We start from the raw sequence: 14390 nt of genomic DNA, 5'->3' as shown, positions 1-14390 counted from the left end.
ATGTTTGTAGGGTCTTATTTAATATTGTTAGCAATAACAACTTTTAAATTATTAGAACACATAATAAAATATGGTATTTCGAGGTAGGTGAATATATGGGAGTTGAAATACTAGTTGCTGGTGTAATCATACTAATAAGTTTATTTTCAATACGAATATCAAAGAAACTAGAGATTCCTCTATTAATAATGTTTTTATTGGTTGGTATGCTCGCAGGATCAGAAGGGGTAGGAAGAATATATTTTGACAATGCTTTGGTAGCTCAAAATATAGGAACAATAGCCCTTATGTTTATAATATTTTCCGGTGGATTGGATACGAAAAAAGGGGATGTAAAAAACTCTATTTATCCCAGTGGAATTTTAGCGACCTTGGGAGTGCTTTTAACCGCTGGTTTATCTGGGGTAGCAGTTTATTACTTAACAGATTTTACTCTGAAAGAGGCATTGTTATTCAGTGCCATGGTTTCATCTACTGATGCAGCAGCTGTCATGTCGATATTGGGAGATTCCAAATTAAAAAAAGATATAAAATCAGTTGTGGAGATAGAGTCAGGAAGTAATGATCCCATGGCATATGCATTGATTCTTTTTTTACTCTCTTTTTTCAAGGAGGGAGGAGATACCTCCATTGTCAGTGGAATAATTTTCCTTTTAAAACAGATAACCTTAGGAGCTATAATAGGGTATATCTTTGGAGTGGTAACACTACCATTAGCTAACTATATAAAAATAGTTAGGGAGGAGTTTTTAACTATTCATCTAATTGCAATACTTTTTATATGCTTTGGTTTAGCCACAGTTTTAGATGGAAATGGATTTTTAGCGATATATATAGCTGGTATTATGGTTGGAAATAAAAAGTTTAACTATAAATTAAATTCCATTAGAAATATGAGACTGATAACATGGTTTATGCAAATAGGGATGTTTGTTATATTGGGACTTCTTGTTTTTCCAAGTCAACTACTTGGATATATTTTTATTGGAAGTTTGCTATCTGTAATTATGATAATAGGTATCAGAATGGTTGTTGTATATAGTTTATTGTGGCCATTTAAATTTACCAATAGAGAGAGATTTTTTATCTCTTGGGCAGGATTGAAGGGGGCTGTTCCAATAATTTTTGCAACTATGGCTATAACAGAGGGATTGCCAAATGCTCAAGGGATGTTTAATCTAACCTTTTATATAGTTGTATTCTCTGTATTGCTTCAAGGTATGACATTGAAATACGTAGGTAAAAAGTTAAATCTATTTGAAGATGGTGAGGATGAAGATAGATTTATTGAGGTGGAAGAGCTGGAGGAGCTAGCCTTAAAAAAGATGGTACTAGATGAACATTCAGAGTATATCAATAGAAAGATTAAAGAGTTGGAGCTTCCAAATGGGATGCTAATAGTATCCATAAAAAGAGATGATAGCTATATAACTCCAAAGGGAGATGTCATACTTTTAATGGGAGATACTCTTTTATTTTCACAAAACTAATTGTATTTTTTTAGATATAGTTATAGAATATAACATAGTATGTTGATTTTTATAAATTAAAAGGATGTGAAAAATTGGGTAAAATTTTTATAAAAAAAGATAGAGAGAGAATGTGGCAAAGTGGACACCCATGGATGTATTCAGGTGCGGTTGAAAAGATAGAGGGAAATCCAGAAGCTGGATCAGTTGTAGAGGTATACAATTGGAAAAAGGAGTTTATAGGATATGGACACTATAATAAAAGCTCTAAAATAATGGTTCGTATGCTTGAAAAGGATATGGAGAAAAAAATAGATTTAAACTGGTATTGTGAGAAAGTGAAAGAGGCTTATACATTGAGAGATATACTGAATATAGATAGCAATGGATATAGACTGATTCACAGTGAATCAGACTCTTTACCAGGGGTTATAGTGGATCGTTTTGGAGATTACTTAGTGATTCAAGCTTCAACTCTTGGAATGGAAAAAGATAAAAAAATTCTAGTGGAAGCTCTGAAAAAGGAGATACCGGGTATAAAGGGAATATATGAGAAGAGTGAAGGAGATGGGAGAAAATTAGAGGGTCTTCCTGAAGTTTCTGGAGTTATTTTTGGTGAAGTTCCAGATGAGATTGAAATCTATGAGGGAAAGGCTAAATTTACAATAGATTTAAAGGGACAAAAGACAGGTTTTTATTCAGACCAAAGAGACAATAGAATACTGATGGGTTCTTTATCTAAAGAGAAGGATTTCTTAGATGTATGTAGTTATACAGGTGGGTTCTCACTTCATGCTATGGTAAATGGAGCAAATTCCACAGCACTTATAGATGTAAGTGAAGATGTTTTAAATGTGGCTAAAAAAAATCTAAGTGATTTTAAAAATGTTGAGTTTATAAAAGGGAATATATTTAATGTTTTAAGAGAGTTAGTAAAAGAGGGGCGTCAGTGGGATATAGTAAATTTAGACCCTCCAAAATTAGCTCCTAACAGAAGAGATTTAGATAAAGCATTAAAAGCTTATAAGGATATAATATTAAATGGTATTAAGTTAACTAAAAAAGGTGGATTACTTTCTATCTATAGTTGCAGTGGAGCAGTTACAAGTGCTGACCTAAGAATGGCTTTAGCCTATGCTGTGAAAGATGCTGGAGTGAAAGCGGTAATAGTAAATCAATTACATCAAAGTCCATGTCATCCAATTTCAGTGGCAGTTCCTGAGACAGAGTATTTAAAAGGTTTCTTAGTAAGAATAATTTAAAAATAAAAAGGGGAGTGGGAAATATGTATGTATTAAATAATGGTCTTAAAATTCCTAAGGTTGGATTTGGAACTTGGAAAGCAACTGATAAAGAACAGTGTAAAAATGCGGTAAGAGTGGCCTTGGAAACAGGTTACAGACATATTGATACAGCGGCTATCTATGGCAATGAAGATGCTGTAGGAGAGGGAATAGCTGAGTTTTTAAAAAATAGTTGTGTTCCAAGAGAGGAGCTATTTATTGTAACTAAAGTTTGGAATATAGAACAGGGATATGAAACAACTTTAAAAGCTTATGATGAATCATTAAAAAAATTGGGACTTGATTATATTGATATGTATCTGATTCATTGGCCACAACCTAAGGAGTTAAATAGAACTTGGGATACTTGGAAAGCACTAGAAACGCTATATAAAGAGGGAAAAGTTAAAGCTATAGGTGTTTGTAATATGAAAGAGCACCATTTAAAATATATTATAGATAACTTTGAAATAGTGCCTGCAGTAAATCAAATTGAGTTACACCCATATTTACAACAAAGAGAGTTAAGAGAGTTTTGCGATACTCATGGTATTGTTGTAGAGGCTTGGAGTCCATTGATGCAAGGAGCTCTAGATCATGAGGGGTTAAAAAAAGTGGCTGAAAAAAATGGTAGGACAGTAGCTCAAGTAGTTTTAAAATGGCATTTACAAAATGGACTATTACCTTTACCAAAATCGGTTACACCATCCAGAATAAAAGAGAATTTTGAACTGGATTTTATTTTGGATGAGGAGGATATGAACTATATAAACTCCTTAAATAAAGAGGAGAGGATAGGACCTGACCCCGATGAGATAACATTTTAAATATTAAGCGGCTAAATTAAAAGATATAGAGTTTCAAAAAATGTGAATAGAAAATAAAAAGACCGTATTGAGATTTCAATACGGTCTTACTATTACAACAACTTTTAAATTTACTACAGTAAATCATTAGTTGGTGGATTCATTGGTGGAGATGACGGGAATCGAACCCGTGTCCAAAATTGCAAGCGCCATAAGCTTCTACAAGCTTAGTCTGCTATTTGAATTCGCAATAGTTACTCCCGCAAACAGGGCTAACTAAAGCTATCCTCTAAAATGTCCCCTAGAGCTTAGAGAAATCGCTTAGGGTAATCTGTATTTTAAGTGACACCTTGATTGAACGCTCCTACAGAAAAGAATGTTCAGAGGTGAGCTGACATTATGCAGCTAAAGCGTAATTTCTGTTTCCATCTAAACGATGAGTTGATCTCTCACAGCGATCAACCTGGCCTGCTACCTATAACCTCACAACCCTGTCGAAACCTTTGCATCCCCAATTATTCAATTATAGCTTATTATAACATAATTTTTTACTAAACTCAATTGCCTGATGATATCTTTCTGATTTTTTTTACAGTTAGAAAAAACATAATAATAGCTACCGATGCATCAGATATTGGAAATGCTAACCAAACTCCAATCTCTTGGAAAAAATATCCCAAAATATAAACTAAAGGTATATTTAAAATAATAATTCTTAATATAAAAAATCTAGTTGCTATGACGCTGTCCTTTATGGACTGAAAAAAGTTATTACATGCTAGAAACATAGCTGTAAATGGCATTAGAAAAAGATTTAATCTCATGGCAGAAACTGTAAATTCAACTAAAGGTGGATCATTTTTTATAAAAAATGAAACGATTTTTTCTGTATTAAAAAGCATGAGTAAAACTAGAATAGTTGAAACGCTAATAACTGTGTATAGCTGTATTTTTAAAACCTCTTTAACTCTACTATAATTTTTAGAACCAAAGGTATAGGAGATAATTGCGGCAGTACCCTGGTTAAAACCTTGTAAACTTGTATTCATAACACTTCTACAAATAGAGATAATTCCAATTGCGGCAGTGGCAATGTCCCCTCCATAGACACCAGCTTGTATATTTGTAACAGTTATAACTGAGGATTGTAAAAGCTGATTATAAAATCTAGGACTTCCTATTCTAAATATCTCTTTTAGAATTTTTACATTGAGAGAAAAGTGTTGTTTTGAAAAAGAGATAACATCTGATTTAAAAAAGTAGAAAAGTATATAGAAAGCACTTAAAGCTGTGGCTATTAAAGTAGCTAAAGCCGCTCCACTAATTCCCATATCAAACTTAATAATAAAGATATAGTCCAATATAACATTGAAAAGTCCTGTAAAAATATTGACACCCATAGCTGTAACAGAATCACCAATTCCTCTAATTAAAGTACTTTGACCTAAAATTATTTGAAAGGTTGCAATGGGAATCAGAAAATTAGTGTACTCAATGGCATGAGATATATTGGATGAACTAGCTCCTAAAATTTTTAAGATTGGGGTATTAAAAAGAAATAAAAATAATGTTAAAAGAATCCCTACAATAAAAATCCATAAAAACCCAGTACATAAAATCTTTTCAGCACCATCTTTGTCTTTAGAACCCAATTTCACTCCAATTATAATAGCAATTCCTGAAAAAGCAAAATTGAAACTATTGATAATCATAGCGTAAGGGAAAACGAGGGCAATGGCTGCCATACCCTCTCTTCCAGCAACTTGACCGATAAAATATCTGTCAGTTAAAACACAGAGCATACCTATTATAGCCCCAAATGACGATGGGATACTAAACTTTAAAATAGTGGCTAGGGTACTCTGTTTTTCAAACTTTAAACTTAAGTCTTGCAAAATACTCCCCCTATAAAATATTATATTAAAAAATAAACTGAAAAATAATTAAAGACACTTCCAGCTAAAACGAAAAGATGCCAAATACCATGAGCAAATTTTTTATTTTTCATCAGATAAAAAATTGTACCCACGGAGTAACTAACTCCTCCCCAAATCAGTAACTTTAAAGATAGAGGTGAAGCAAGTATTTGTAAGTCTTTAAAAACAAATACAACCATCCATCCCATAAAAAGATAGATTAAAGTTGAAACAAAATTAAATCTTCCAACGAAAAATACTTTGAAAATAATACCAAATAGAGTCATACCCCATTGAACAAAGAAAAGTACCCATTTTGTGGTTCCATCAAAAACTCCAAGAAGATAGGGTGTATATGAACCTGATATCAGAATATAGATAGCTGAATGATCCAATATTTTAAAAAGTTTTTTAATTTTACCAACATATAGAATATGGTATGTTCCAGACATTGTATAAAGTAAAACCAATGAGAAACAAAAGACCATACATCCAACAACGTAACCAATATTATCTGTTTTCAAAGAGTGAACTAAAAGAGCCCCTGTTCCTATAAGTGCAAGAACAGCACCGAAGTAGTGAGTCATAGAGTTAATCCACTCCTCTAATCTTGTCAATGTATTATTCATGAGGAAACCTCCTATCCGTTTTTTCTAAAGTTTAAAATAAGTTCATCAAATTTAGGGTCTAACTGTCTTAATTTTATATTAGCAGCATTTAAAAGTTTTTTAGATGCTATATTTGAATCTGTATTATTATATTTATCAGAGAGATAAACTATTTCACTTATTCCACTTTGGATAATGCTTTTAGCACACTCATTACATGGAAAAAGATCCACATAAATAGTACATCCTTTCAGACTTTTAGTACTATTTAAAATAGCGTTTAACTCAGCATGACAAACATATGCGTACTTACTGTTTAAAAAATCCCCCTCTCTATCCCAAGGGAACTCATCATCAGAACAACCAGCAGGAAGTCCATTATAACCGACACCAACGATTCTTTTATCAGGGGTAACAATACATGCTCCTACCTGTGTTCCAGGGTCTTTACTACGTTTCGCTGATAGAATAGCAACTCCCATAAAATATTCATCCCAATCAATGTAATTAGCTCTTTTTGCCATATTAATCCTCCCAACTAATATTATATTTTCTGTTTTGTAGATATAGGTCTGTAAGAGCGATAGCCACTGCATTTTCTAAAACTATGGGCACTCTAAGAATAAATGCCACATCGTGTCTACCATTTATTTTTAAAGGTTGGATAGAACCATCTTTAAAATTAAATGTATCCTGTATCTTAAAGATACTGGAGGTTGGTTTTATTGCAACTTTTAGAGATATATCATTTCCATTTGTGATACCCCCATTTATACCCCCATTATTATTAGACGCTGTTTTTCCTTTATTATCTATAAAACAGTCATTAAATTCACTTCCAAGGAGCTCAGTTCCTTTAAAGCCAGCTCCAAACTCTATGCCTTTAACACCTGGAATGGAAAAAACCATAGATGAAATAACAGATTCAACCGAGTGAAAAAAGGGTTCACCTAAACCAATTGGGATATTTTTTATATTTAAAGATATAGTTCCTCCTAAAGAGTCACCCTCCTCTTTAATCTCAGTTAAATAACTTTCTAATTTTTCATTAAAAAAATCTTTAGATAGAAGACCAATTGTCTCTATCTCACTGAAAAAGATAGCATCTTTTAATATTTTTTTTGCAATAACTCCTGCTGCAACTAAGGCTAAGGTCAATCTTCCTGAGAAAGGTCCTCCACCTCTGATATCATTAAATCCAGAGTATTTACAAGTTGCTGCAAAATCAGCGTGTCCAGGTCTAGGATGACTTTTAAAGTCCGCATAAACTTTGGAATCAGTATTTTTGTTTTCAAAAAAAATATTTACTGGAGCTCCAGTTGTGAGATTGTTAAAAACTCCAGAGATAATTTGAGGAATATCATCCTCTTTTCTAGGAGTTGTACCAATCTTCCCAGATTTTCTTTTGGAAAGATCTGGAATAAAATCATTAGTTTCAAGCTTTATGCCTGAAGGGACACCGTCAATAAGTACTCCAATACCAGAGCCATGAGATTCCCCATAAATATGAACTCTAAAAAGAGAACCAAAACTATTCATAAAATCCTCCAAAATAAAATATTATGTATAAGTTAATTTTATCATAAAACACTGGAAATATTAAATAAAAACATACTAAAATTAATTGCAAAATATTAGAAAAAGGTGTAGAATATAACAATTAACGCAATTAAATGAATTAGAATTAATATTATAGATATGAAATATATTTGGAGGAGATAAACAGTGTTTATAGATGAGGTAATAATAACAGTAAAAGCTGGAAATGGTGGAGATGGTGCTGCTACTTTTAGAAGAGAAAAATGTATACAATTTGGAGGTCCAGATGGTGGAGATGGAGGTAGAGGAGGAGACGTAGTTTTCGTAGCTGACTCCAATATAAATACACTGATAGACTTTAAATACAAAAAGTTATTCCAAGCAGAAAATGGTGAAAATGGTGGAAAGAAAAATATGTTTGGAAAGTTTGGAGAAAATTTAGTGATAAAAGTTCCAATTGGGACTCAGGTAAGAGATATTGAAACAGGAAAACTGTTGCTAGATATGAGTATCCATGGAGAGGAGAGAGTTCTTTTAAGAGGAGGTAGAGGTGGTTTAGGAAATACAAACTTCAAAAACTCAGTTAGAAGAACACCTACTATGGCTGGAAAAGGAAAAGAAGGAGTGGAGTTGAAAGTTAAATTAGAATTGAAACTTTTAGCTGATGTTGCGTTAGTTGGATACCCTTCTGTTGGAAAATCAAGTTTGATAAATAAAATATCAGCGGCTAAATCTAAAGTAGGAAACTATCACTTTACAACTTTAGAACCTAAATTAGGAGTTGTAAGACTTGGAGAGGGAAGATCTTTTGTTGTTGCAGATATACCTGGACTAATTGAAGGAGCTCATGAGGGAGTAGGATTAGGAGATAAATTCTTAAAGCATATTGAAAGATGTAAAATGATATATCATATTGTAGATGTGGCTGGAATTGAGGGTAGAGACCCAATTGAAGATTATAAGAGAATAAATAATGAGTTAACAAAATTTAGTGAAAAACTAGCAACAAAGAAGCAGATTGTTTTAGCAAATAAAATGGACTTAATCTGGGATATGGACAAATATGAGGAGTTTAAAAACTATGTAGAATCGCAGGGGAATGAAGTATTTCCAGTATCTGTTATTCTAGGTGATGGATTAAAAGAGGTTTTAAATAGAACTTGGCATGTTTTACAGGAAACAGAGAGAGAAGAGTTGGAGGAAGAGGCTGATATCATTGATGTATTGAAAGCTAATAGAACTAGAAAAGAACCATTTATTGTAACACAAGATGAAGATGGTGTATTTGTTGTTGATGGATCGATTGTTGATGGTGTACTAGCTAAATATATCATAACTCATGACGATGAATCGGTAGTAACATTCTTACACATGCTTAGAACTCTAGGATTAGAGGAAGCGTTAAAAGATGCAGGTGTTGAAGATGGAGATACAGTAAGAATCGCTGATACGGAATTTGACTTTGTTGAGTAATGAAGAGTTATTTATTAAGCTGAGCCATATGGTTCAGCTTTTTTATTAAAATATTAAGAGGTGAAAAGATTGAAAGGGATAGTTATAGCAGGACCTACTGGAGTAGGAAAAACAGAGTTATCTATAAAACTTGCAAAGGCTTTAAATGCTGATATTATCTCAGCAGATTCAGCTCAAGTATATAATGAGATGAATATAGGTACGGCTAAAATATCAAAAGATGAGATGCAGGGTGTAATGCACCATATGATAGATGTAGTTGAACCTATAAAAAAATATAGTGTTGGAGATTATCAGAGAAAAGTTGATGATATACTCAATGAAAACGGGGAAAAGAGTATATTGTTAGTGGGAGGAACAGGATTATATATAGATTCTGTAGTAAGAGGGTTATCAGCTTTACCAGAAAGTGATCCTATTATAAGAGAGTCTTTGATGAGTAAGGATGGAGATGAGCTTTTTAAATTACTTGAAGAGATAGATGAAGAGAGTGCTAAGAGTATACATCCTAACAACAAAAGAAGAGTAGAGAGAGCTATTGAGGTTTTTTATCAAACAGGAGAAAAGTTTTCTGTACTATCTAAAAAAAATATAAAGGGGAATAACTTTAAATTTTTAAAGATAGCGTTGGAGAGGGACAGAGCATATCTATATGAGAGAATAAATATGCGTGTGGATATAATGATGAAAAATGGTCTTTTAGAAGAGGTTAGGTATCTTTATGAAAAATATGGAGATGTTCTAAAGAAAATAAATATCATTGGGTATTCAGAGTTAATTTCGTACTTAAATTCAGAGCTAACTTTAGAAGAAGCTATTGAACTAATAAAGAAAAATTCTAGGAATTATGCAAAAAGACAGTTCACGTGGTTTAAAAATGATCATGAATATATTTGGTATGATTTAGATAAAACGAGTGAGGATGAAATATTTTCAGATATTTTAGAGAGGTTTAATACCTTGTAAAGCCTTAATTAGTCTAGGATTCTATAAAAACATAAAAAATAATAGTCTTGATAAAAAAGTATTCGTATGGTATCATTGTACAGAAAAGCTTTAAAAGGAAGTGTTGGATGATAAAGAAGATTTATGTTGTATTTTTAATTATTTTGACTGCTTCTTGTTCAAATTTAGATACAGTATACAATGAAAATTTACCAAATGTAGAGGAAAAGTTACTCTCTAAATTAGAGCTTATTCAAAAAGATTTACAAGTGAACAATGTGGCAAGGCTAAAGGAAAGCTTAGATGTCTCAATTAGTGAGAGATTTGCAATAAATAGACTTTCAGAATATGACTTGTCTAAAGTAAAGTTCTACTTTACAAAACCAGAAATTTCTAAAAATTTAGGAAAAAATACCATAGGAATGAGGTTTGGTGAAGAGATTTTTTATTTTAATGTAGAGTATAAATATTTAAATGGTGATTGGAAAATAACCAAATTTACAGAGAGAAGGTGAAAGAATGCAGAATGAAATAAAACTGTATGTTCCATCCTCTTTAAAAAATCTTTCTATCATTAGGGCTATGACTAAAACATATTTAGAGCATCAAAAAGTAGAGCAAAAAGATATAATGAAAATTTTATCTATTGTTGACGAATTGGCGACGAATGTTATAGAACATGGTTATGAATATAAATCTGGTGATATAATTATAGAGCTTCAGAAGAATAACGATATTATCCATTTAGTTGTGGAAGATAATGGTGTTGGGTTTGATGAGTCTAAAATTAGTAAAGATGAAGGCGGAATGGGACTTTTCTTAGCGAAGGCTATGGCAGATAATTTTAAAGTTGAAAAGAAGATCAATGGAACAAAAATAAAAGTTGAAAAGAGAGTTAAGGAGGAAATTTAAATGACTACAAATTTTGAAATAATTGAAAAAACAGTGGATGATATAAGAGTAATAAAGGTATGCGGAGAGTTAGATGCATTGGTAGCTCCAAAATTAAAGGAAAGAATAGCTAAGCAAATAGAGCTTGATGTTAATAAGTTTGTTATAGATTTTGCAGATTTAGTTCATATCAACAGTTTAGCAATGGGAATTTTAAGAGGGAAATTAAGAGTTGTGAGAGATTTAGGTGGAGATATAAAGTTAGTTGGATTAAATGACCACATAAAAACAATATTTGAAATGATAGGATTGGATGAACTATTTGATATTTACGCAACAGAAGAGGAAGCAATAGCTAGTTTTAGATAATATTTACAAAAAGGAGAGACTATGAACTTAATATTAGGAGTTGGATTAGCTATAGTTGGGTTTGCGATAATATTTAGTATTATGTATAAAAAATCTACTATAGATAAGAAGATAGAGGAGCTTAATAACTTAGAAGATGAAAAGTTAAAAGCCAAAATAAAAGCTAAAGAGATTTTAGAGAGAGCTGAAAAAGAGTCTTTAGCTAAAAGTAAAGAGATGGAATTGAAGGCGAAAGAAACAGTTTACCAGATGAAAGAGGAAGCTGAAAAAGAGATAAAGATAGCTAAGAATGAACTTTTACAAAAAGAGGGAAGATTAGCTAAAAAAGAGGAAAATTTAGAGTCAAAGATTGAGAAGGTTGAAAGTAGAGCAGTTGAATTAGAGGAGATCAATCAAACTTTAGAGAATAAAAAATCTGAAATAGAGGATTTGAAAAAAGTTCAAGAGGAGACTTTAGAAAGAATCTCTGAGATGACAAAAAATGAAGCTAAAGATATGTTGATTTCAAAGTTAAAAGATGATTTGGTTCATGAAACGGCTTTAGCTATAAGAGAGTATGAAAATAAGTTAGAGGATGAAAAAGATAGACTATCTAAGAGAATTTTATCTACAGCAATAGGAAAGGCTTCATCTGAGTTTGTGGCTGATGCTACAGTATCAGTTGTAAACTTACCAAATGATGAGATGAAAGGTAGAATTATAGGTAGAGAGGGTAGAAATATTAGAACGATTGAAGCTTTAACTGGAGTGGATATAATTATAGATGATACTCCTGAAGCTGTAGTTTTATCAAGTTTTGATGGTGTAAAAAGAGAAGTTGCTAGAAGGGCTATTGAAAAACTTATAAATGATGGAAGAATTCATCCAGGAAAGATAGAGGAAGTTGTAAATAAATCTAGAAAAGAGATTGATAAAGATATTGTTGAAGCTGGAGAACAGGCCCTATTAGAGCTAGGAATTCCAGGAATGCATATGGAAATAATAAAAACTTTAGGTAAATTAAAGTATAGAACAAGTTATGGACAGAATGTATTGACACACTCAATAGAAGTAGCTAAGTTAGCTGCAAATTTAGCAGCTGAATTAGGAGCAGACACTAAGTTGGCAAAAAGAGCTGGACTTTTACATGATATTGGAAAAGTTTTAGATCATGATATAGAGGCTTCTCATGCAATAATTGGAGGAGAGTTCCTAAAGAAATTTGGGGAGAAACCAGCAGTTATAAATGCAGTTATGGCTCACCATAATGAGGTTGAGTTTGAAAGTGTAGAAGCGATACTAGTTCAGGCTTCAGATGCTATATCAGCATCAAGACCAGGAGCTAGAAGAGAAACATTATCAACATACTTAAAAAGACTTGAAGGGTTGGAAGAGATTGCAACTTCATTTGATGGAGTGGAGTCTTCTTATGCAATTCAAGCTGGTAGAGAGATAAGAATCATAATAAATCCTGAGGTTGTATCAGATGATGCCGCTACAAAAATGGCTAGAGATATAGCTAAGAGAATAGAGGAAACTATGCAGTATCCAGGTCAAATTAAAGTTACAATATTAAGAGAGACTAGAGCTGTAGAGTACGCAAAATAAAAGAATAAAAAGGAGAAAAGCAATGTTTTTCTCCTTTTTTTGTTGGACTATTTAAGTTAAGCTTCAATAGTTTTAAATCTATTTTGGTAATCTTTCAATGAATCAAATGCAAACTTAGAAAGAGGGAAAACACCAGACATATTTATAATAGTCATAAGAGCTAAACCAAGATCTGCTAAATTCCACATAAATATATTCTGTTGAATTCCACCGATAAAAATCATAGATAGAGCAAAAATCTTAAATAGAGTTTGACCAATCTCTCTGTCAGTTAGAAATTTTACATTAACCTTTCCATAGAAACAGATTCCTAGAAGAGTTGAGAAACAAAATAAAAACAGTATAATAGCCACAAAAATCTCACCAAATGTTGAACCTAGATGGTAGTTAAATGATTTTTGTAGAAGTTCCATTCCATTTAGTCCCTCTATAACAGAGTTTTTAGTCAATAGCATAACAAAAGCCGTAGCGGTACAAATAACAAAAGTATCTACAAAAACACCTAGGCTTTGAATTAATCCTTGCTGAACTGGATGTGAAACGTTAGCGCTAGCAGCTGCACAAGGAGCACTTCCTGTTCCAGCTTCATTGGAAAATAGACCTCTTTTAACTCCTTGCATAATTATAGCTCCAATAGTTCCTCCAACACCCTGTCTAATTCCAAAAGCTTCAGAGAAGATTTGTGAAAAAACCTGTGGTAGAAGCGTAAAGTTTTTAAGCAGGATAAAGAACACAATAAGAAGGTATAAAACAGCCATAATAGGTACTATTTTATCTAAAACTTTAGCTGTTTTATCTGTTTTTCCAAATATAACTATAGCGGCTAAAAGAGTTAAAAGTATTGAGATAATTACTGGATTGATATTAAAAGCAACATTGAAAGATTCAGTTACAGAGTTAGAAACTACTTGTAAAACCCCAGCCCAGCAGATAATTCCAGTTATAACAAAGGCTACTCCCCACCATTTTTTTCCAAGACCATTCTTTAGGAAAAAACATGGTCCTCCGTAAAAGTGCCCAGTTTTATCTTTCTCTCTAAAAATCATTGCCAATGTTGTTTCAACAAATGCTGTAGCTGCACCTAAGAAAGCGACAACCCACATCCAAAATATAGAACCAGCACCACCAATAGAGATAGCACTGACAACTCCAGCTAAGTTTCCAGCTCCAACTCTAGTGGCTGTACTTATACAAAATGCTTGAAAGGGTGAAAGGTTTTCCGAATCGTTATTTGACCTATCACTTAAAAGATGAACCATATGTTTTAAAAAACGAAGTTGAACAAAATTTGTTTTTATAGTGAAAAATATTCCTGAAGAAATAAGTAGAACAATTAGGATATTTTTTCCCCAAAGAATAGCGTTTAATGAGTTGACAATACTTTCTAAAATAAACATAATAAATACCTCCTGTAAATTTAAAATAAAAAACAAAAAAGCCTGTGGATTATATCCACAGGCTGTAAATTAACAGTTCTATGTAACAAATCCACTTACTACTATCA

14 protein-coding genes and 1 other RNA gene are annotated in these 14390 nt (G+C 32.3%); 9 read left to right on the top strand and 6 right to left on the bottom strand.

The features are described 5' to 3' along the window. Positions 1-95: 95 nt before the first annotated feature. The 3 genes from ACMOUI_RS03075 to ACMOUI_RS03065 all read left to right on the top strand — a co-directional run bounded on the left by ACMOUI_RS03075 (position 96) and on the right by ACMOUI_RS03065 (position 3579). Positions 96-1490 (top strand): potassium/proton antiporter, encoded by a 1395-nt coding sequence (locus tag ACMOUI_RS03075; protein ID WP_418964279.1) that lies wholly within the window; start codon positions 96-98, stop codon positions 1488-1490. 74 nt (positions 1491-1564) lie between these two features. Further along, on the top strand, positions 1565-2731 hold the full coding sequence (locus ACMOUI_RS03070) for a class I SAM-dependent rRNA methyltransferase (RefSeq protein WP_418964278.1): 1167 nt from the start codon (positions 1565-1567) through the stop codon (positions 2729-2731). Positions 2732-2754: 23 nt separating this feature from the next. Next, positions 2755-3579, top strand: a complete 825-nt coding sequence (locus ACMOUI_RS03065) for an aldo/keto reductase (RefSeq protein WP_418964277.1) — start codon at positions 2755-2757, stop codon at positions 3577-3579. Positions 3580-3722: 143 nt separating this feature from the next. On the opposite strand, the gene ssrA is transcribed toward ACMOUI_RS03065, so the two are convergent. From ssrA to ACMOUI_RS03040, 5 genes are all read right to left on the bottom strand, one after another. Beyond that, positions 3723-4071: a transfer-messenger RNA gene (gene ssrA / locus ACMOUI_RS03060) on the bottom strand. 44 nt (positions 4072-4115) lie between these two features. Next, positions 4116-5453 carry an MATE family efflux transporter gene (locus ACMOUI_RS03055; protein ID WP_418964276.1) on the bottom strand — a complete coding sequence of 446 codons (1338 nt, stop codon included), beginning with the start codon at positions 5451-5453 and terminating at the stop codon, positions 4116-4118. Between the two features lie 20 nt (positions 5454-5473). Further along, complete coding sequence (trhA, locus tag ACMOUI_RS03050; RefSeq protein WP_418964275.1) at positions 5474-6103, bottom strand: PAQR family membrane homeostasis protein TrhA; 630 nt, start codon at positions 6101-6103, stop codon at positions 5474-5476. An 11-nt stretch (positions 6104-6114) separates the two neighbouring features. After that, positions 6115-6606, bottom strand: coding sequence for a deoxycytidylate deaminase (locus ACMOUI_RS03045; RefSeq protein ID WP_418964274.1), 492 nt, complete (start codon positions 6604-6606; stop codon positions 6115-6117). Position 6607: 1 nt separating this feature from the next. Further along, a complete protein-coding gene (locus ACMOUI_RS03040) occupies positions 6608-7621 on the bottom strand; it encodes a chorismate synthase (protein ID WP_418964273.1) in 1014 nt (337 codons plus the stop codon). A 186-nt stretch (positions 7622-7807) separates the two neighbouring features. Between ACMOUI_RS03040 and obgE the strand changes: the two genes are divergently transcribed. The 6 genes from obgE to rny all read left to right on the top strand — a co-directional run bounded on the left by obgE (position 7808) and on the right by rny (position 12886). Beyond that, positions 7808-9094 carry a GTPase ObgE gene (obgE, locus tag ACMOUI_RS03035; RefSeq protein ID WP_418964272.1) on the top strand — a complete coding sequence of 429 codons (1287 nt, stop codon included), beginning with the start codon at positions 7808-7810 and terminating at the stop codon, positions 9092-9094. 69 nt (positions 9095-9163) lie between these two features. Continuing rightward, a complete protein-coding gene (miaA, locus tag ACMOUI_RS03030) occupies positions 9164-10060 on the top strand; it encodes a tRNA (adenosine(37)-N6)-dimethylallyltransferase MiaA (protein ID WP_418964271.1) in 897 nt (298 codons plus the stop codon). Between the two features lie 107 nt (positions 10061-10167). After that, the gene (locus tag ACMOUI_RS03025; RefSeq protein ID WP_418964270.1) at positions 10168-10554 is read left to right on the top strand and encodes a hypothetical protein; all 387 of its coding nucleotides are present in this window, start codon (positions 10168-10170) and stop codon (positions 10552-10554) included. Between the two features lie 4 nt (positions 10555-10558). Next, positions 10559-10951, top strand: a complete 393-nt coding sequence (locus ACMOUI_RS03020) for an ATP-binding protein (RefSeq protein WP_023050292.1) — start codon at positions 10559-10561, stop codon at positions 10949-10951. Then, positions 10952-11299, top strand: a complete 348-nt coding sequence (locus ACMOUI_RS03015; RefSeq protein ID WP_418964269.1) for an STAS domain-containing protein — start codon at positions 10952-10954, stop codon at positions 11297-11299. A 21-nt stretch (positions 11300-11320) separates the two neighbouring features. Further along, on the top strand, positions 11321-12886 hold the full coding sequence (gene rny, locus ACMOUI_RS03010) for a ribonuclease Y (protein ID WP_418964268.1): 1566 nt from the start codon (positions 11321-11323) through the stop codon (positions 12884-12886). A gap of 56 nt (positions 12887-12942) precedes the next feature. On the opposite strand, the gene ACMOUI_RS03005 is transcribed toward rny, so the two are convergent. Next, complete coding sequence (locus tag ACMOUI_RS03005) at positions 12943-14283, bottom strand: alanine/glycine:cation symporter family protein (RefSeq protein WP_418964267.1); 1341 nt, start codon at positions 14281-14283, stop codon at positions 12943-12945. Positions 14284-14390 lie beyond the last annotated feature (107 nt).

Origin of the sequence: Cetobacterium sp. (assembly GCF_048470075.1) — a bacterium.
Classification (GTDB): Bacteria; Fusobacteriota; Fusobacteriia; order Fusobacteriales; family Fusobacteriaceae; genus Cetobacterium_A.
The sequence above is the reverse complement of the archived record's forward strand: the minus strand, read 5'-3'. Positions and strand labels throughout refer to the sequence as shown.